We start from the raw sequence: 18,434 nt of genomic DNA on the forward strand, positions 1-18,434 counted from the left end.
GATTGGGGGAGGGGCGGCAGCTTGTCGATTTGCGGTGTCTGTGCCGGCCCCTTCGCGAGCCAGCCCGCTCCCACAAGGGCAACACATTCCTCTGTGGGAGCGGGCTGGCCTGCGAAGAGGCCAGCCCGGACGACGAAGATTTCAGTCGTCTTTCTTCATCAACCCGGCGAGTGCCGCAAATGGATTGTGCGTGGCCTTGGCGATTTTCGGCGTGCTCAGGGAGCCTTCGCCGAAATACTGCTGGTCGGTGTAACGCGAGTGTTCGTTGTCGTGGCAGTACAGGCACAACAGTTCCCAGTTCGAGCCGTCCTGCGGGTTGTTGTCGTGGTTGTGATCGCGGTGATGCACGGTCAGTTCGCTCAGGCGCTTGCCGGAAAACTCACGGGCGCAGCGGCCGCACACATGCGGGTACATCTTCAGGGCCTTGTCGCGGTAGCCCATTTCCTTGTCGCGCTGGTTGTCGGCGAGGATGCGATCCAGCTTCGAAGTGTTGGTCGGGGTGGACGAACTCATGGGTTCACCTTTGTAAAAGACTAATGACGGTTATGGGGTGAAGTTTAGCTCAGCCCTTGAGCTTCTCGGCAATCCAGATCGTGTGGCGGGTGCCCTTGTTGCCGTGGGCGTAGACCTGCACTTCTTCGGCCTTGAAACCGGCGTGCTTCAACTTTTCGGAAAACTGCCGGTCGGCGCTGGCCGACCACACCGCCAGCACGCCTTTGGGTCGCAGGGCCTTGGCGCAGGCGTGCAGTCCGGCGGCGGAGTACAGCCAACTGTTGGCCTTCTGGGTCAGGCCTTCGGGGCCGTTGTCGACGTCGAGCATGATCGCATCGAAACCGTTCGGCTCGCTTTGCAGCACCTTGGCTACATCGTCCTGGCGGATCAGCGTGCGCGGATCAAGCAGCGGACGCCCGGATTTTTCACCCAGCGGGCCACGGTTCCAATCGACCACGCCGGGCACCAGCTCGGCGACCACCACTTCAGCGGTTTTCCCCAGATGCTTGAGCGCTGAGGCGAGGGTGAAGCCCATGCCGAGTCCGCCGATCAGCACGCGCGAATTCGGTCGACCGGCGACCTTGCGGCAGGGGATTTCGGCCAACGCATCTTCGGAGCCGTGCATGCGGGTGTTCATCAGTTGCCCGCCATCGCCGCCCTGGATCTTGATCACGAAATCCTCGCCGTACTCGAACAGGCACAGGGCTCCGCCATTGTCAGGGATCGGCGTGGTGTCGAGCAGAACGAAACGTTTCATGGAATTCTCTACAAGGGGAAGGCAAGCAGGCGCGGTTGGAGTAGCCTGAACGCAGACTCAAGGCCAACGGAGCCATTGATGAAGTGCCTCATTCTAACGGCCATTACCCTGGCCGTGCTCTCGATAACGACGGTGCAGGCCCAACAGGCCATTCCCGTCAGCCCGACGCCGCAACCCGGCTCGCCCGGCACCGCGACACCGACCCCGTATCCGCAGATCAGCCCGGTCCCGATTCCCCGCACCGGCCCCGGCAGCGGTGGACCGCCGCTGGTGCCGATCGACCTGCCGACCCCGCCGGCCAAGGATCAGCCACTGCCGGGCCTCGAGCAGAACGACACCCGGAGCAAATCCCCCGGCGGCTAGATCTGCTGCGCCGCCAGTTGACCGTCGGCCATGCGCAGGCGTTTGGACAGCGAGACGGCGAGGGCGCGGATGATCTTGGCGGCGATCTTCGGTGCGTCGTTGAGCATTTTTTCCAGCGAGTCCTTGCCCAGATTGAGCAACTGACAATGGGTCGCCGCCACGCAAGTCGCTGAACGGCGTTCGCCGTCGAGCACGGCCATTTCGCCGAACGCCCGACCGCTGCGCAGGGTGGCCATGGTCACCACCTGGCCGTCGCCGTTGGTCTTCTGCACGGCCACCTGGCCGGTGTGGATGATGCACATGAAGCTGCCGGCATCGCCCTCGCGAAAAATCGCCTCGCCTTCAGCTACGGTGCTGATGCTGAAATACCCCGAGGCAGCGGCGAAGTCCGCCAATTGCAATTGATCGAACAGGCCACAGTCCATCAGCCAGCCACGGATTTCGTTGTTCAGTAAGGTTGGTTCTGACATGTCGTCGAGATCTTTTTTGTTTTCACTGTTTCGAGGCTCTACACAGACTTTGCGGGAGCGGGCAAGTCCGCTCCCGCAAAGGGGATGTGTCTGCTATCGGCCTGCGCTGTCGGGAGTTAAGACCCGACTGACCGACGGAGTTCCTCAGGCGATCCCGAGAACCTTGAAAACAAATGCATATTCGAGCGCTACGTCACGTAATCCCTGATAGCGCCCGCTCATCCCGCCATGGCCGGCGCCGAGTTCGGTCTTGAGCAGCAACGGATGGTCGTCGGTCTTGGTCGCGCGCAGTTTCGCCACCCACTTGGCCGCTTCCCAATACTGCACGCGGCTGTCGTTGTAGCCGGCGATCACCAGCGTCGCCGGATACGCCTGGGCGGTGACGTTTTCGTATGGCGCGTAGGCCTTGAGCCGCTCATAGACTTGCGGCTCTTCAGGATTGCCCCATTCGTCGTATTCGGTGACCGTCAGCGGCAGGTCCGGGTCGAGCATGGTGTTGAGCACGTCGACGAACGGCACTTCGGCAATCGCCACGCCGAACAGCTCGGGACGCTGATTGAGCACCGCGCCGATCAGCAAGCCACCGGCGCTGCCGCCGCTGATCGCCAGTTGCGCGGCGGTGGTGATGCCGTTGAGGATCAAGAACTCGGCGCAGGCGATGAAATCGCTGAAAGTGTTCTGCTTGTGCTCCTGCTTGCCGGCGCGATACCAGGCTTCGCCCAGCTCACCGCCGCCGCGCACGTGGGCGATGGCAAACGCCATGCCGCGATCGAGCAGGCTCAGACGCGCGTGGGAGAACCACGGATCGAGGTTCGAGCCATACGCGCCGTAGCCATACAGATACAGCGGCACCGGTTTGCCAAGCATTTCGCGCTTCATCACCAGACTGATCGGCACTTGCGTGCCGTCCGATGCGGTGGCCCACAGGCGCTGGCTGACGTAGGCATCGGCGTCGAACGGGCCGAGTACCGGGGTTTCCTTGAGCACTTTTTGCTCGCCGGAGGCGAGAATCAACTGACGAACCTGGGCCGGACGGTTCAGGGCTTCATAGCGCAGGCGAATCCGGTCGCTGTCGAATTCCAGGCTGTTTTGCACATAGAGGCTGTAGGCCGCGTCCGGCAGTTGTACGCGATAAGGCGCCAGACCTTGTGGGTGAACCTCGATGACCGGCAGACCACCTTCGCGCAGGCTCAGGGTCATGGCGGCGGCATTCAGGCTCACACCGTCGAGCATCACTTCGTCGTTGTGCGGGATCAGGTTCTGCCAGTCGGACTCACTCGGCGCGACGCCGGCGTCGGGCGCCTGATACAGGGCAAAGTTGATGCCGTCGCGGTTGGTGCGGATGAACCACGTCCACTCGCCATCAAGTTTGCCGTGGTCGACGTCGTACTCGTGATCCTCGACCCGTGGCGCCAGGCAGGTGAACGGCTGCTGTGGCTGATTGGCGTCCAGCACCCAGACTTCGCTGGTGGTCTTGCTGCCCAGGGACAGGAGCAATTGCTGTTCGGAACTGGAGCGGTAGCAATGCAGGAAGAAACGCCCGTCCGGTTCGTGGAACACCTCTTCGGCGGCGGTGCCGTCGAGGCGGTAGCGGAACAGTTTGCATGGGCGATGGGTGTCGTCGAGGGTGCCGAAGAACAGGGTCAGGCTGTCGTTGGCCCAGGTCATGGAGCCGTCGCAGTCCTGGAACTCCAGTTCACTGACACGACCGTCGGACAATTCCTTCACGAACAGGGTGTAAATCTCGTCACCCGAGGCATCGACGCTGTAGGCCAGGCGCTGGTGATCGGGGCTGATGCTGAACGCGCCGAGGGAGAAAAAGCCGCCGTTGGCCAGCTCGTTCGGGTCGAGCAGCAACTGCTCGCGGCTTTCGTCGAGGGTCAGGCTATCGTCGGCCGGGCGCGGGCAGCGGTAGTGGCGGGCGTATTCATCGCCGGCGGTGGTGCGGGTGTAATAGAGATACGGTCCCCACGGCGAGGGCAGGGACAGGTCGGTTTCGAGGATCCGGCCCTTGATCTCTTCGAACAGGGTTTCACGCAGTTCGGCCTGATCGGCGGTCTGCGCCTGCTGGTAGGCGTTTTCGGCCTTGAGGTAGTCGAGCACCGCGTCGGTGTCGCGTTCCTGCAGCCAGGCATACGGGTCGACACCGGCGTCCTTGCGGGCGATCGGGGCACTGATGGCGTTGGCGGATTGGGGCATGGAAGGCTCTCGGACAAATACTGAAATGGGGTTTCGCGGATCTTGAGGTCACAACCGAACCTGTGGGCGCGGGTTGCACCTGACCGACTGGCATTGGGACAAGCCTGACGGGCGAAAAGTCGTTACTATAAGCGCCTATTTGCCTGCCTTGCCATGGACACCATGACCGAGAACGACTATCTGATCGCCTGGGGCCTCTACGCCTTCGCCGCTTTGGGCTGCCTGCTGGTGTGGATGCGGATGACCCGCTGGATGTGGCGCTGGCTGCGCGAGCCGCTGCGTGTATTGATGGCAGTGTTGCTGTTCAGCCCGACCATCATTGACCCGGTGAAGGAAAAATACGCCCCGGCGGTCGCCATCACGGCGCTGGATCTGGCGTTCAAGGTCGGCAACAACGCCTTCCGCGCGATTTCCGAACTGCTCATGTACGCCATGATCGCCTTGGGCCTGTATCTGGTGTTCGTGCTGATCCGCCTGCCTATCGAACGTGCTTCCAACGCGCGCAAGGAGAAGGCCGAGGCTGCCCGTGCAGCGGCGCGTGCCGAGGAGCGGGACGACGATCAACCGTTCGGCGGTGCCGGGGATGACCGTTACGGCCGCCCGCCGGTGCCGAGCAACCCGCAGCGCATGCGGGTCGAGCCGCGTCTGTAATCACGAGAGTCCGCACATGTGTGAATTACTGGGCATGAGCGCCAACGTGCCGACCGACATCGTGTTCAGCTTCACCGGGCTGATGCAGCGCGGCGGTCGCACCGGCCCGCACCGTGATGGCTGGGGCATCGCGTTCTATGAGGGTCGCGGCTTGCGGCTGTTCCAGGACCCGGCGGCCAGCAGCGAGTCGGAAGTGGCCAATCTGGTCCAGCGTTACCCGATCAAGAGCGAAGTGGTGATCGGGCATATCCGCCAGGCCAACGTCGGCAAGGTCTGCCTGTCCAACACCCATCCGTTCGTCCGCGAACTGTGGGGCCGCAACTGGTGCTTCGCACACAACGGCCAGCTCGCCGACTTCACACCGATCAAGAGCTTCTACCGCCCGGTCGGCGACACCGACAGCGAAGCGGCGTTCTGCGATTTGCTCAATCGCGTAAGGGCGGCGTTTCTCGAGCCAGTGGACATCGAAGTGTTGCTGCCGGACCTGGTCGCCGCGTGCGCCGAATACCGCAGCAAAGGCGTGTTCAATTGCCTGCTCAGCGATGGCGACTGGCTGTTCTGCTATTGCTCGACCAAACTGGCCCAGATCACCCGCCGCGCCCCGTTCGGCCCGGCGCGACTCAAGGATGTCGATGTGATCGTCGACTTCCAGGCCGAAACCACGCCCAACGACGTGGTCACGGTGATTGCCACCGAACCCTTGACCGAAAACGAAACCTGGACCCGCTACGAGCCGGGCCAATGGAGCCTGTGGCGACGCGGCGAATGCGTCAGCCAGGGCACGACCGAATAAGGATCTCTCCCCGATGTTGCTCAGTTATCTACGGCTGGTGTTGTTTGCGGCGGGCCTGTTGATCGGTGTCCAGGTGCCGGGGTTCATCAACGATTACGCGAAACGGGTCGAAGCGCATCTGATCGAGGCCCAGACCGGCTTGCGCGGTTTCCAGGGCACCGCCGAGCAGTTCTTCAAAGGTGATTTGCAGGCGCTGGTCGCACATTACCGTGCCAGCGAAGACCCGGTGTTTCGCAGCGACGCCGACAGCCTGAGTACCTTGCTCAATCGCCAGCTCGCGCTGGATAAACAGTTCCAGGCCATGCAAGGCCCGTGGTACATCCGCTTCCTGCAAGTGGTGCTGGCCGCCGACCCGGACATCCGCAAGGAAACCTGGAACGGCTACAGCTACCAGATCCTGCTGACGCCAGAGGCGATGATCTGGGGCATGAGCGGCGCAATGCTGTTGTCGTTCGGCCTCGAATGCCTGTTCCGTCTGATCGACTGGGTGGTGCTTGGCGGCAAGCGTGCGCGGCAGAGCCGGCCGATCGAAGACCGGGATGTGCGCGGCTTGTAACCGAAACCCTCCGCTGATCGTTCCCGCGCGTGGGAACGATCAGGTCAGGCTGATGTAGCTTTCGCCCACCTTGCGCGCATACCCCTCCAGCACCTGCTGACACAGCGTCACGATTTCCTCGACCCACTCGACACCCGTGCGCCACGACACCACCACTTGCAGGTTCGGTGGCCGTTGATCGAGATCCAGCAATGTCAGTTCACCTCGCGCCAGTTCTTCGGCCACCAGCACTGGTGGCAAGGCGCCGATCCCGAAGCCGTCGCGCAACAGCCGGGTAATCGCCGACACCGAATTCACGCAGTTCAGCCGTGGCGCCAGCACGCCGTGGGCCTGCATCAGCGCGAGGATGTCCTGATGCGGACGGGAATTTTTCGAGTAAGTGATGATCCGCTCCCGGGCCAGATCGGCGAGGCTGGCGTAGTCGCGGTTGTAGATCGAGCTACTGGCGACGATCCAGCCGATCGGATGGCTGGCCAGTTCCAGGCTGCGCACACTTTCATGGCGCACCAGATCGGTTTGCAGGATCAGGTCGAGAAAGCCTTTTTGCAGCTGATCGCAGAGGTTCAGCGACGTATCCGCCACCAATTCGATTTCCACCCGTGGATACAAATCGGTTATCTGCGCCACCAGCGGGCTGAGCCAGGTGTGGATCACCGTATCCATCACCCCGATCCGCACCCGCCCGACCTTGCTTGAGCGGGTCTCGATCGACTGTTTCAGCGCCTGCATCGTGTCGAGCATCTGCTCGGCGTATTCCAGCACTTTCAACCCTTCCGGCGTCAGGCTGACGCCTCGGGAATCACGCAGAAACAGCTTCACCCCAAGCTCGCTTTCGAGCACGGCGATACGGCTGGAAATCGACGCCTGGGTGGTGAAGAGCTTGTCGGCGGTCAGGCGAAAATTCTTCAACCGGGCGACCCAGACAAAGGTTTCGAGAAACTTCAGGTTCATGGCAACAAATTTTTCTTATGTCTTGGGCGGGTTTTTATTCGTTGGACGCCGCCGGGCCGCGCGCCCAAAAATCGACGCATCCGGCTCCCACGATAGGCGTCGTCGGAGCTACGAACAAGACCAATAAAAACCGCGGAGATTTGCCATGAGTGCTCCCGACACCCTCGATTTACCCAAGGCTTCGGCGCGTCCCGGGCCGTTCGACTGGTATCGCAATATCAATCAGCAGGAGCGCCGCACCTTCTGGAGCTGCAAGATCGGCTATGGCCTGGACGGCATGGACACCCAGATGCTCAGCTTTGTGGTGCCGACCCTGATTGCGATGTGGGGCATCACCACCGGTCAGGCCGGGTTGATCCACACCAGCACCCTGATCGCCTCGGCCATCGGCGGCTGGGTCGCGGGGATTCTCTCCGACCGCATCGGTCGTGTGCGCACCCTGCAACTGACGGTGCTGTGGTTCGCCTTCTTCACCTTCCTCTGCGGTTTCGCGCAGAACTACGAACAATTGCTGATCGCCCGGACCCTGATGGGCTTTGGTTTCGGCGGTGAGTGGACCGCCGGCGCGGTACTGATCGGCGAAGTGATTCGCGCCAAGGATCGCGGCAAAGCGGTAGGGATGGTGCAATCCGGCTGGGCCATCGGTTGGGGGCTGACGGCGATTCTGTATGCGCTGCTGTTCTCGGTTTTGCCGCCGGAAGACGCTTGGCGTGCGCTGTTCATCCTCGGCATCGTTCCGGCCATTTTCGTGATTTTCGTGCGGCGTCTGGTGAAAGACCCGGAGATCTACCGCGAAGCCAAGGCCCGGCAAACCCCGGAGAATCCAGCGAAGTTCTACGAGATCTTCGCTCCCGGCATGCTCTTCACCACGATTCGCGCGTCATTGCTGACCACCGGCGCGCTGGGTGGCTACTACGCGATCACGTCCTGGCTGCCGACCTTTCTGAAGAACGAGCGCGGCTTGAGCGTACTCGGCACCGGCGGTTATCTGGCGATGGTGATCGTCGGTTCCTACGTCGGTTACGTCATCAGTGCGTATCTGACCGACCTGCTGGGGCGCAAGAAGAACTTCATCCTGTTCGCCGTCGGTTCGTTCACCATCGTTCTGCTCTACACCCAACTGCCGGTCAGCAATGGCGTGATGCTGTGGCTCGGGTTCCCGCTGGGCTTCTTCGCTTCGGGGATCTTCAGCGGCATGGGCGCGTTCCTCACCGAGCTGTTTCCGACGCGGATTCGCGGTTCGGGCCAGGGCTTTTGCTACAACGTCGGCCGGGCGCTGGCGGCGTTGTTTCCGCTGCTGATCGGCCTGCTCAGCCAGAAAGTCCCGCTGAGTGTCGGCATCGGCGCCTTTGCGGCGGTGTCCTACGGGGTGGTGATTCTCGCGGCGCTGAGCCTGCCGGAAACCCGTGGCAAGCAACTCGATGCGCAGTAACTGATAACCTGCGGGGCAAACGTCCTACAGCAAAAGAGACAAGAATCTACAGGAGTGTTCACCGTGAGCCGCCTGCTATTGAACTGCGACATTGGCGAGAGCTTCGGCAACTGGACCATGGGTCTGGACGCGGAGGTCATGCCCTTCATCGATTGCGCCAACATCGCCTGCGGTTTCCACGCGGGTGACCCGAGCATCATGCGCAAGACGGTCAGCCTGGCCCTGAGTCATGGCGTGCAGATCGGCGCGCATCCGGCCTATCAGGATCTGGTCGGCTTCGGCCGACGTTCCATGGCCTACACCGCCCAGGAACTGCAAGACATCCTGCATTACCAGATCGGCGCCCTCGACGGCATCTGCCGCGCCCAGGGTGGGCGGGTCAGCTACGTCAAACCCCATGGCGCGATGTACAACGACATGATGGCCAACCCGGCGCAACTGCGCGCGGTGATCCAGGCCGTCGCGGCCTATGACAGCACGTTGCCGCTGATGCTGATGGCGACCCGCGACAACGCACCGGCCCAGCAACTGGGTGATGAATACGGCGTGACCTTGTGGTTTGAAGCGTTCGCCGATCGCGCCTACGACAGTGCTGGCCGGCTGGTGTCGCGGCAACTGCCGGGCGCCGTGCATCACGATCCGCAAACCATCATAGGGCAGGCGCTGACCATCGCCCGCGGCGACAACCTCACCGCCAGCGACGGCAGCGCCCTGCATCTGCAAGCCAATACCCTGTGCGTGCATGGCGACAATGCCAGTTCGGTCGCCGCCGTACAGCGCATTCGTCAGGCCTTGAACGAGCAGGGTGGCGCATGAATCCGCGGGTGGAAGTGGTGGCGCTGGATTGCCTGATGCTGCGCCTGTTCGACGAAATCGCCGAAGCGAACATGCCGTGGATGCTTGCCGCCAGCGAGCGATTGCGCGCAGCGTTCGGTGCGCATCTGATCGATCTGGTGCCGTCCTACACAACGTTGATGGTGCATTACGACCTGACGGCGCTGAACCCGAATCAGGCCCGGGAGTTGATCGCCGAGGCGCTGATCGATCTGTCGCCGAATGCGCGCACCGGCGGCCAGTGCCATGTGCTGCCGGTCTGGTACGACCTGAGTGTCGGCCCGGAACTGAGCCTGTTGTCTCGGCGCAGCGGGCTGGCGGTGGAGGAGGTGATCCGCCGCCACAGCGCCCGGGAATATCAGGTATTCGCCCTCGGGTTCGCACCGGGCTTTGCCTTCATGGGGCTGGTGGAAGAGGTCCTGGCGGCGCCGCGTTTGAACACCCCGCGCAAGAAAGTCGCCGCTGGCAGCGTCGGTATCGCCGAGCGTCAGACCGCCGCGTACCCGGTGGTATCGCCCGGTGGCTGGAACCTGATCGGTCGTACACCGGCCAGACTGTTCGACCGCAATCGAGAGGGCTACAGCCTGATGCAGCCCGGCGACACCGTGCGTTTCGAGGCGGTGAGCCATGCCGAATTCATCAACCTCGGCGGTGACGACACGCCTCTGGAGGCGCTGGCATGAGCCGACTGACGATTGAAGCAAGTACGCCGCTGTGCCTGTTGCAGGACGCCGGACGCTTCGGTGTGCGGCACCTGGGCGTGACCCAGGGCGGCGCGGCGGACTGGCGCTCGATGGCCTGGGCCAACTGGCTACTGGGCAACGGACTGAATCTGCCGGTGATCGAAATCACCCTCGGCGGGTTCACTGTGGTGGCCGAAGAGGACTGCCTGCTGGCCTTGGCCGGGGCGGATCTCGACGCGCGGATCGACGGCGAGGCGTTGGCGCCGTGGCGCAGCTTCAAGTTGCGCAAAGGACAGACTTTACAGTTCACCCAACCATTGCTCGGCGCGCGGGCCTATCTGGCGGCGCCCGGTGGCTTCAGCGCGCCGTCGGTGTTGGGCAGCAGCGCCACGGTGGTGCGGGAGGAACTCGGTGGACTCGATGGCAGGGGCCTGCCGCTGGCCAAGGGCGCGACCCTGAGTTATCAGGGCGAAACCCTGCTGGTACGCGAAGTGCCGGCGCAGCATCGGCCGGATCTGCGGCTCGATACGCCGCTGGATCTGGTACTGGGGGCGCAGATCGGCGAGTTCAGCGGGCAGAGTCTGTTCGATGTGTTCAACAGCCCATGGACCCTCGACAGCCGCGCCGACCGCATGGGCATTCGGCTGCTGGGCACGGCGTTGCAGTATCTGGGCCGGCCGATGATTTCCGAGGGCATCCCGCTGGGGGCGGTGCAGGTGCCGCCGGACGGGCAGCCGATTGTGTTGCTCAACGATCGGCAGACCATCGGCGGCTATCCGCGATTGGGGGCGTTGACGCCCTTGGCACTGGCGCGGCTGGCGCAGTGTCTGCCGGGGACGCAGGTGCGTTTGAAGCCGGTGGTGCAGGAGGTGGCGCACCGGGAGCAAGTCGAGTATCTGCAGCGCTTTATCGACCGATAAAAGCTTCGCGGGCAAGCCCGCTCCCACAGGATGTGTGCTGTTCACAACCCTGCGGGAGCGGGCTTGCCCGCGAAGAGGCCATCACTGACAACGGCTATCTACTTGGACAGAAAGCGCATCCCTTCCTCCAGCCCACGCAACGTCAGCGGATACATCTGATCCTCGATCAGATCGCGCACGATGTTGGTTGAGGAGGTATAGCTCCAGGTGTCCTTCGGATACGGGTTGATCCAGATGAGCTTCTTGTATTTCTCCATGAAGCGCTGCATCCACACGTAACCCGGCTCCTCGTTCCAGTGCTCGACGCTGCCGCCGGCCTGGGTGATTTCGTAAGGTGCCATGGCCGCGTCGCCAATGAAGATCACTTTGTAGTCGGCACCGTACTTGTGCAGCAGGTCCTGGGTCGAGGTGCGCTCGGAGGTGCGGCGCATGTTGTTCTTCCACACCGACTCATAAATGAAGTTGTGGAAGTAGAAATACTCCAGGTGTTTGAACTCGGTCTTGCAGGCCGAGAACAGCTCCTCGCAGATCTTCACATGGGCGTCCATCGAGCCGCCGATGTCGAACAGCAGCAACAGTTTCACCGTGTTGCGCCGTTCCGGACGCATCTGGATGTTCAGCAGGCCGGCATCCTTGGCGGTGTGGTCGATGGTGCCGTCGATGTCCAGTTCTTCCGCCGCACCCTGACGGGCGAATTTGCGCAGGCGGCGCAGGGCGACCTTGATGTTGCGGGTGCCTAGCTCCACCGAGTCGTCGAGGTTCTTGTACTCGCGCTGATCCCAGACTTTCACCGCTTTGCCCTGGCGCTTGCCGGCATCGCCGACCCGGATGCCTTCCGGGTTGAAACCGCCGGAGCCGAACGGGCTGGTGCCGCCGGTGCCGATCCATTTGTTGCCGCCGGCGTGGCGTTCCTTTTGTTCTTCCAGGCGTTTCTTGAACTCTTCGATCAGCTTGTCCAGCCCGCCGAGGGACTGGATCTGCGCGCGTTCTTCATCGGTCAGCGAGCGTTCGAATTCCTTGCGCAGCCAGTCCTCGGGAATCAGCGCCTGCAGGTGATCGTCGAGTTTTTCCAGGCCATTGAAGTAGGCCCCGAAGGCGCGGTCGAACTTGTCGAAATGCCGTTCGTCCTTCACCAGAATCGCCCGGGACAAGTAGTAAAACTCGTCCATGTCGGCGAAGGTCACGCGCTGTTTCAGCGCGTTGATCAGGTCGAGCAGCTCGCGCACCGACACCGGCACCTTGGCGGCGCGCATTTCATTGAACAGGTTGAGCAACATGGCTTCAGCCTCTTAACGGGTGCCGCGACGGCTCATGAACGCCAGGCGCTCAAGCAGTTGCACGTCCTGTTCGTTTTTCACCAGGGCGCCGGCCAGCGGCGGGATGGCCTTGGTCGGATCGCGCTCGCGCAGCACCGCTTCGCCGATGTTGTCGGCCATCAGCAGTTTCAGCCAGTCGACCAGTTCGGAGGTCGAAGGCTTCTTCTTCAGCCCAGGCACCTTGCGCACATCAAAGAACACGTCCAGCGCTTCGCTGACCAGGTCCTTCTTGATGTCCGGATAGTGCACGTCGACGATTTTCTGCAGGGTGGTGCGGTCGGGGAAGGCGATGTAGTGGAAGAAGCAGCGGCGCAGGAACGCGTCCGGCAGTTCTTTCTCGTTGTTGGAGGTAATGATGATGATCGGGCGCTTTTTGGCCTTGATGGTCTCGTCGATCTCGTAGACGTAGAACTCCATCTTGTCGAGTTCCTGCAACAGGTCGTTGGGAAACTCGATGTCGGCCTTGTCGATTTCGTCGATCAGCAGAATGACCCGCTCCTCGGACTCGAAAGCCTCCCAGAGCTTGCCCTTCTTCAGGTAGTTGCGCACGTCGTGGACTTTTTCATTGCCCAATTGCGAGTCACGCAGACGGCTGACCGCGTCGTACTCGTACAGGCCCTGATGGGCCTTGGTGGTGGACTTGATGTGCCAGGTGATCAGCTTGGCGCCGAACGATTCGGCCAGTTGCTCGGCGAGCATGGTCTTGCCGGTGCCCGGCTCGCCCTTGACCAGCAGCGGCCGCTCCAGCGTGATGGAGGCGTTGACCGCCAGCTTCAGGTCATCGGTGGCAACGTAGGCCTGGGTGCCTTCGAACTTCATCTGCTAATCCTCGAACGGTAACGCCGACCTGCACGGGCAGGGCGGAGGCGAAAAAATCGGATGCCCGACTATAACGCGCAGTCCGGTCGACTGTGAACGCAGACGGCTTATTCAGTCTCTGAATGGAGCGTCACATGTTGACTCAGTCTCGGCCGATGGCCCTTTAACCGCAAAACCCTAACCGGCCTCCGGCTTCGGCCGCTCATACCGGGCGTTGAAGGCCTGGATGAAGCCGTTGCGCAAGATCTGCAAAAATGCTTCGAACGCGCTGATATCTTGCTGATGCACGCTGCCGCTGAGTTCGACCCGGGTGGCGAACTGGTTTTTGCCCTGGTTTTTGAGCACGGTTTCGGTGCCGCCGACCAATGCTTCCCAGATCGAACGGAAAATGCCCTTGTTCTTGTTTTCCACGTCCTGCTGCCAGTTGAATACGTCGACGTCGCGCAGCAGTGGTTTGATGTAGCCCTTGAGCTGGGCCTTGCTGGCCTGGGCTTCGATCACCACGTCACCGTGGCCGGCGTTGAAGTCGAACTTGCCGTAGGCCGAAGCGAAGTCGTTCATGCTTTTGAGTTCGATGTCGCGGGCGCGCAGGCGGAATTCGAAGTCTTCGAAGTTGCTCAGCGGATCGAAGGTAGCGCTGGTTTCCAGCGGTGCGTGGCCCAGTAGCAAGGCTTTACCTTCGAAGGTGGCGTCGCGTTTGCCCTGTTTGTCGACCACGTTGGTCAGGTTATAGATGCTGGCCTCGACCCGGGTCGCGTTCATGTTCACCGGCGGTTTGGAGTTGAAGTTGCGGAAGCTGATGCGCCCGTCGTGGATCTGCACTTCGTCGAGGGTGATTGGCAGCAGCTTGCCCAGTTGCGCGCGCCAGTCGGTGCCTTGACCGGTCTGGGAGTTCTGCTTGTTGGCCCCGCCATCGACGAAGTTCACCTGGGGTTTGAAGAACTTCACTTGCGCCACCACCGCATGGTCGTACCACAGCGAATGCCAACTGACCGACAGATCGATCAGCGGCGCATCGACGAACGGTACGGGCACCTTGCCGTCGACCTTGACGATTTTCAGCCCGTTGATCTTGTAGGCACCGCGCCATAGCGCCAGGTCGACGTCGGTGATCTGCCCACGGTAATCGCCCATGTTCGCCAGTTTGTCGTTCAGGTAATCGCGCACCAGATAGGGCAGGGCGATGTGCAGGGCAACCAGCAACACGACAACGGTGGCGAGGGTCCACAACGGCCAGCTGTAGCGACGCTTCATGACGGCGATTTCCGGACAATGTAAGCGATTGACTTCCGGTGGCCGCAGACGTTCGACCCGACTGGACTGACAGGGGCAACAGGCTTACCTTGGAGCGCTGAATTCAACGCTGCTTAAGGACCCGGTCATGAGCCGTATTTTTGCTGACAACGCCCATTCCATCGGCAATACGCCGCTGGTGCAGATCAACCGTATTGCGCCGCGTGGCGTGACTATCCTGGCGAAGATCGAAGGGCGTAACCCCGGTTACTCGGTCAAGTGCCGGATCGGCGCGAACATGATCTGGGACGCCGAAAGCAGCGGCAGGCTCAAGCCGGGCATGACCATCGTCGAGCCGACCTCGGGCAACACCGGTATCGGCCTGGCCTTTGTGGCCGCTGCCCGTGGTTACAAACTGATGCTGACCATGCCGGCTTCGATGAGCATCGAACGACGTAAAGTTCTCAAGGCCCTTGGCGCAGAGCTGGTGTTGACCGAGCCGGCGAAGGGCATGAAAGGTGCGATCGAGAAAGCGACCGAGATTGTCGCCAGCGACCCGAGCCAATATTTCATGCCGGCGCAGTTCGATAACCCGGCCAACCCGGCGATCCACGAGAAGACCACCGGCCCGGAAATCTGGAACGACACCGACGGTGCCGTCGACGTGCTGGTGGCGGGTGTCGGCACCGGCGGAACCATCACCGGCGTTTCGCGGTATATCAAGAATACCCAGGGCAAACCGATTCTCTCGGTGGCCGTGGAACCGACGGCTTCCCCGGTGATTACCCAGGCCCTGGCGGGCGAAGAGATCAAACCGAGTCCGCACAAGATTCAGGGCATCGGCGCCGGTTTTGTGCCGAAGAACCTGGATCTGTCGATGGTGGACCGCGTTGAGCAGGTCACCGACGACGAGTCCAAGGCCATGGCGCTGCGCCTGATGCAGGAAGAGGGAATTTTGTGCGGGATTTCTTGCGGGGCTGCGATGGCTGTTGCCGTTCGTCTGGCGGAAACCCCGGAAATGCAGGGCAAGACCATTGTCGTGGTGCTGCCGGATTCCGGTGAGCGTTATCTGTCGAGCATGCTGTTCAGCGACCTGTTCACCGAGCAGGAGACCCAGCAATAAGCCGTTGAGCCAGGGATCGCAACCCAACGCTGCGATCCATTGATCTTCATGATCCATGTCAGCCAGGGTTCAGGACTCATATGTTAATAAGTGCTTTGTTGCGCAATCCTTAATACTGAATCTTGGGTTTGGCGGGTGTTTCCCGGCGCCGGTAGTGTTTATCATGGCCGGCTGCCATGCCGGGTAAATGGCATTGTGCAGCGTGTCTTTTTTCAAGGAGTTGTTGATGACCTTTCCTTTAGCCGCCAAGGCGTTGGTGCTGTTGCTGTTTCTGGGCAGCACTCTCTATGTGCATTTGCGCGGCAAGGCGCGTTTGCCGGTACTGCGTCAGTTCGTCAACCACTCGGCATTGTTCGCCCCGTACAACGCCTTGATGTACCTGTTCTCCGGCGTGCCGTCCAAGCCTTATCTGGATCGCAGCAAATTCCCCGAACTGGATGTGTTGCGCGACAACTGGGAAACCATCCGCGACGAAGCCATGCACCTGTTTGACGAGGGTTACATCCGCGCCGCCGAGAAGAATAACGACGCCGGGTTCGGTTCGTTCTTCAAGAAAGGCTGGAAGCGTTTCTACCTCAAGTGGTACGACAAACCGCTGCCGTCGGCCGAGACCCTGTGCCCGAAAACCGTGGCGCTGGTCAGCGCGATTCCCAATGTAAAGGGGGCGATGTTCGCGTTGCTGCCGGGCGGCAGTCACCTCAACCCGCACCGCGACCCGTTTGCCGGTTCCCTGCGTTATCACCTCGGGCTGTCGACACCGAACTCCGACGATTGCCGGATCTTCGTCGACGGCCAGGTCTACGCCTGGCGCGACGGTGAAGACGTGATGTTCGATGAAACCTACGTGCACTGGGTCAAGAACGAAACTGACAAGACCCGCGTCATCCTGTTCTGCGACATCGAGCGGCCGCTGAGCAACCGCCTCATGACCCGCATCAACCGCTTCATCAGCGGCTGGCTGGGTCGGGCCACGGCACCGCAGAACCTCGACGACGAACGCGTCGGCGGGATCAATCAGGCGTATGCGTGGAGCAAGAACTTCAGCGACAAGTTCAGCGGCGTGGTCAAACAGTGGAAACGCCGTAACCCCAAGGCCTATCGCGTGATGCGGCCGGTGCTGGCGGTGGCGGTGTTGACGTTGTTGGGGTACTGGCTTTTTGGTTGAGGCTGGATGCAATAAAAAAGCCGCTCTTAGTGAGCGGTTTTTTTATGCAGGGAAAGCGAACGAGGCGCCGGCGAGAACCCCCCTGGTTCCTCAACGGCGGGATTTGCCAATGCCTCTCTGATTCGCTGCAACTCCCTTTCAGACAATTCTTCACAAGAGCGCCTTCTATCGGCTCTGGTCGATGGGGGGGCTGACACTTTGTTTTCAACGACAGCTTTCATGGTGTTTCCGACATTGATCATTAAATGAACAGGTTTCCCGATACCAGTTCTAGTGAATAAGTAATACCGGCCTGTGACCGATACAACTGATACCGCAAATATGTCCGTTCCCTTGGCATGTGATCTCGTGCATTCCCTGTCCCCCGTCGTTGGGCGCTGCCGTTGCCAATCAGCCTATTCACCTCCCTCTGGCCTGTCGCTGCTGGCCCTTTGTCCAAGTCGTTGCAATCCATGTCCGGTGCTGGTTATAGTCGGCGCTCGTGAGTCGCATGACTCACTTTTCCTCCCTCGAAAAAGATCAGCCCAGATGCCTGCATCCCTCATCAACGCGGTAGTCGATTCAGCGGTCAACGCTGGCGTCGTGCCGTGCGGGAATCAGCAGCCTGTGCAGATCAGTCATTACCCTCCACCTGTCAGTAGCACGCCGGTGTGCGCAGTCGTATCACCGCCGGGCGTTGGCATTTCGGGCTGATCGGCGTTTTCTGCTGACCCCTGTGCCCGCCTGAACAAACCTACTGAATTTCAGCTTCGGCTGAGTTGGCCATGTGCCTGACTACAGGTGGTATTCATGTTTGTCCTTTCGAAAAAATCCGCGCTCGCGGCGACGTCCACGAGCCTGTTCGTTCTGCTGTGGAGCAGCGGGGCGATTTTCTCCAAGTGGGGCCTGGCCCATGCCTCGCCCTTTGCGTTCTTGCTGTTTCGCTTCGCCATTGCCCTTTGTGGGCTGGTGCTGCTGGCGCCGTTGCTCAAGCTGAAATTGCCCAAGGGCGGCAAGCCGATGCTGTATGCGATTGCCACCGGCGTGGTGCTGTTGGGGGCTTATCAGATCTTTTATCTGCTGGCCCTGGACTGCAAAGTCACGCCGGGGGTGATGGCGACCATCATGGGCGTGCAGCCGATCCTGACCGTGGTGCTGATGGAGCGCCAGCGTTCGGCGAGCCGGATGTTCGGTCTGGCGCTGGGCCTGGCCGGGCTGATCATGGTGGTGTATCAGGGCATCGGTCTGGCCGGGATGTCCTGGGCGGGCATGCTGTTCGGTTTGCTGGCGCTGGCGAGCATGACGTTCGGCTCGATCATGCAGAAACGCATCACCGACAATCCCCTCGGCACGCTGCCGGTGCAGTACCTGGCGGGGCTGTTGCTGTGCGGGATTTTCGTGCCGTTCCAGCCGTTTCATTTCGAACACGGCAGCGGTTTCATCGTGCCGGTGTTGTGGATGGGCCTGGTGGTGTCAGTGCTGGCGACGCTGTTGCTTTATCGCCTGATCGCGCGGGGCAATCTGGTGAATGTCACCAGCCTGTTCTACCTGGTGCCGGCGGTGACGGCCGTGATGGATTACCTGATTTTCGGCAATCGTCTGGCCGCGTTGAGCGTGTTGGGGATGGTGTTGATCATCATTGGTCTGGCGTTTGTGTTCCGTAAGACTCGATAACCCTCGCTTCACCTTCGCGAGCAA

Annotated in this window: 19 protein-coding genes; 11 read left to right on the top strand and 8 right to left on the bottom strand. The window is 61.3% G+C overall.

The annotated features are described in order from the left end of the window. Nucleotides 1–141: 141 nt before the first annotated feature. Complete coding sequence (locus tag N8H74_RS19645) at nt 142–513, bottom strand: YajD family HNH nuclease (protein WP_008034789.1); 372 nt, start codon at nt 511–513, stop codon at nt 142–144. 49 nt (nt 514–562) lie between these two features. Next, nucleotides 563–1,249, bottom strand: a complete 687-nt coding sequence (locus N8H74_RS19650; protein WP_262149606.1) for a hypothetical protein — start codon at nt 1,247–1,249, stop codon at nt 563–565. A gap of 78 nt (nt 1,250–1,327) precedes the next feature. On the opposite strand from N8H74_RS19650, the gene N8H74_RS19655 reads away from it, so the two are divergent. Continuing rightward, nucleotides 1,328–1,612 (top strand): hypothetical protein, encoded by a 285-nt coding sequence (locus N8H74_RS19655; protein WP_262149608.1) that lies wholly within the window; start codon nt 1,328–1,330, stop codon nt 1,610–1,612. Here N8H74_RS19655 and N8H74_RS19660 read toward each other — a convergent pair. Both N8H74_RS19660 and N8H74_RS19665 read right to left on the bottom strand, forming a co-directional pair. Further along, the gene (locus tag N8H74_RS19660) at nt 1,609–2,082 is read right to left on the bottom strand and encodes a cyclic nucleotide-binding domain-containing protein (RefSeq protein WP_262149610.1); all 474 of its coding nucleotides are present in this window, start codon (nt 2,080–2,082) and stop codon (nt 1,609–1,611) included. The two genes, N8H74_RS19655 and N8H74_RS19660, sit on opposite strands and share 4 nt — an antisense overlap. 144 nt (nt 2,083–2,226) lie before the next feature. After that, nucleotides 2,227–4,281 carry a S9 family peptidase gene (locus N8H74_RS19665; protein ID WP_262149612.1) on the bottom strand — a complete coding sequence of 685 codons (2,055 nt, stop codon included), beginning with the start codon at nt 4,279–4,281 and terminating at the stop codon, nt 2,227–2,229. A 153-nt stretch (nt 4,282–4,434) separates the two neighbouring features. Between N8H74_RS19665 and N8H74_RS19670 the strand changes: the two genes are divergently transcribed. From N8H74_RS19670 to N8H74_RS19680, 3 genes are read left to right on the top strand one after another with little or no spacing between them, the layout of a single operon-like run. Further along, complete coding sequence (locus N8H74_RS19670; protein ID WP_262149614.1) at nt 4,435–4,932, top strand: MFS transporter; 498 nt, start codon at nt 4,435–4,437, stop codon at nt 4,930–4,932. 16 nt (nt 4,933–4,948) lie between these two features. After that, nucleotides 4,949–5,725, top strand: a complete 777-nt coding sequence (locus N8H74_RS19675) for a class II glutamine amidotransferase (RefSeq protein ID WP_262149615.1) — start codon at nt 4,949–4,951, stop codon at nt 5,723–5,725. Between the two features lie 13 nt (nt 5,726–5,738). Next, complete coding sequence (locus N8H74_RS19680; RefSeq protein WP_217831381.1) at nt 5,739–6,281, top strand: DUF2937 family protein; 543 nt, start codon at nt 5,739–5,741, stop codon at nt 6,279–6,281. A gap of 39 nt (nt 6,282–6,320) precedes the next feature. Here N8H74_RS19680 and N8H74_RS19685 read toward each other — a convergent pair whose 3' ends face one another. Beyond that, on the bottom strand, nt 6,321–7,232 hold the full coding sequence (locus N8H74_RS19685) for a LysR family transcriptional regulator (protein ID WP_262149617.1): 912 nt from the start codon (nt 7,230–7,232) through the stop codon (nt 6,321–6,323). Nucleotides 7,233–7,377: 145 nt separating this feature from the next. Here N8H74_RS19685 and N8H74_RS19690 point away from each other — a divergent pair, with 145 nt between their 5' ends. The 4 genes from N8H74_RS19690 (at nt 7,378) to N8H74_RS19705 (ending at nt 11,101) form a co-directional block, all read left to right on the top strand. Next, nucleotides 7,378–8,664, top strand: a complete 1,287-nt coding sequence (locus N8H74_RS19690) for an MFS transporter (RefSeq protein ID WP_262149619.1) — start codon at nt 7,378–7,380, stop codon at nt 8,662–8,664. 63 nt (nt 8,665–8,727) lie between these two features. After that, on the top strand, nt 8,728–9,480 hold the full coding sequence (locus N8H74_RS19695) for a 5-oxoprolinase subunit PxpA (protein ID WP_262149622.1): 753 nt from the start codon (nt 8,728–8,730) through the stop codon (nt 9,478–9,480). Then, nucleotides 9,477–10,181: an allophanate hydrolase subunit 1 gene (locus N8H74_RS19700; protein ID WP_217831377.1), complete on the top strand. Its 705-nt coding sequence runs from the start codon at nt 9,477–9,479 to the stop codon at nt 10,179–10,181. Before N8H74_RS19695 ends, N8H74_RS19700 begins: the two co-directional genes overlap by 4 nt. Beyond that, nucleotides 10,178–11,101 (top strand): biotin-dependent carboxyltransferase family protein, encoded by a 924-nt coding sequence (locus N8H74_RS19705; RefSeq protein ID WP_262149623.1) that lies wholly within the window; start codon nt 10,178–10,180, stop codon nt 11,099–11,101. Before N8H74_RS19700 ends, N8H74_RS19705 begins: the two co-directional genes overlap by 4 nt. 98 nt (nt 11,102–11,199) lie before the next feature. On the opposite strand, the gene N8H74_RS19710 is transcribed toward N8H74_RS19705, so the two are convergent. The 3 genes from N8H74_RS19710 to N8H74_RS19720 form a co-directional block, all read right to left on the bottom strand. After that, nucleotides 11,200–12,378: a VWA domain-containing protein gene (locus tag N8H74_RS19710; protein ID WP_217831375.1), complete on the bottom strand. Its 1,179-nt coding sequence runs from the start codon at nt 12,376–12,378 to the stop codon at nt 11,200–11,202. A gap of 12 nt (nt 12,379–12,390) precedes the next feature. Continuing rightward, entirely contained in the window at nt 12,391–13,236 is an 846-nt protein-coding gene (locus N8H74_RS19715; protein ID WP_262149625.1) for a MoxR family ATPase, read from the bottom strand. 177 nt (nt 13,237–13,413) lie between these two features. Further along, nucleotides 13,414–14,490: a DUF748 domain-containing protein gene (locus N8H74_RS19720; protein ID WP_217831372.1), complete on the bottom strand. Its 1,077-nt coding sequence runs from the start codon at nt 14,488–14,490 to the stop codon at nt 13,414–13,416. 127 nt (nt 14,491–14,617) lie between these two features. Here N8H74_RS19720 and cysK point away from each other — a divergent pair, with 127 nt between their 5' ends. From cysK to N8H74_RS19735, 3 genes are all read left to right on the top strand, one after another. Then, a complete protein-coding gene (cysK, locus tag N8H74_RS19725; RefSeq protein ID WP_262149628.1) occupies nt 14,618–15,592 on the top strand; it encodes a cysteine synthase A in 975 nt (324 codons plus the stop codon). A gap of 226 nt (nt 15,593–15,818) precedes the next feature. Beyond that, nucleotides 15,819–16,757: an aspartyl/asparaginyl beta-hydroxylase domain-containing protein gene (locus N8H74_RS19730; RefSeq protein ID WP_217831370.1), complete on the top strand. Its 939-nt coding sequence runs from the start codon at nt 15,819–15,821 to the stop codon at nt 16,755–16,757. A 789-nt stretch (nt 16,758–17,546) separates the two neighbouring features. Beyond that, on the top strand, nt 17,547–18,410 hold the full coding sequence (locus N8H74_RS19735) for a DMT family transporter (protein ID WP_262149630.1): 864 nt from the start codon (nt 17,547–17,549) through the stop codon (nt 18,408–18,410). Nucleotides 18,411–18,434 lie beyond the last annotated feature (24 nt).

The organism is Pseudomonas sp. B2M1-30, assembly GCF_025447575.1.
Lineage (GTDB): Bacteria > Pseudomonadota > Gammaproteobacteria > Pseudomonadales > Pseudomonadaceae > Aquipseudomonas > Aquipseudomonas botevensis.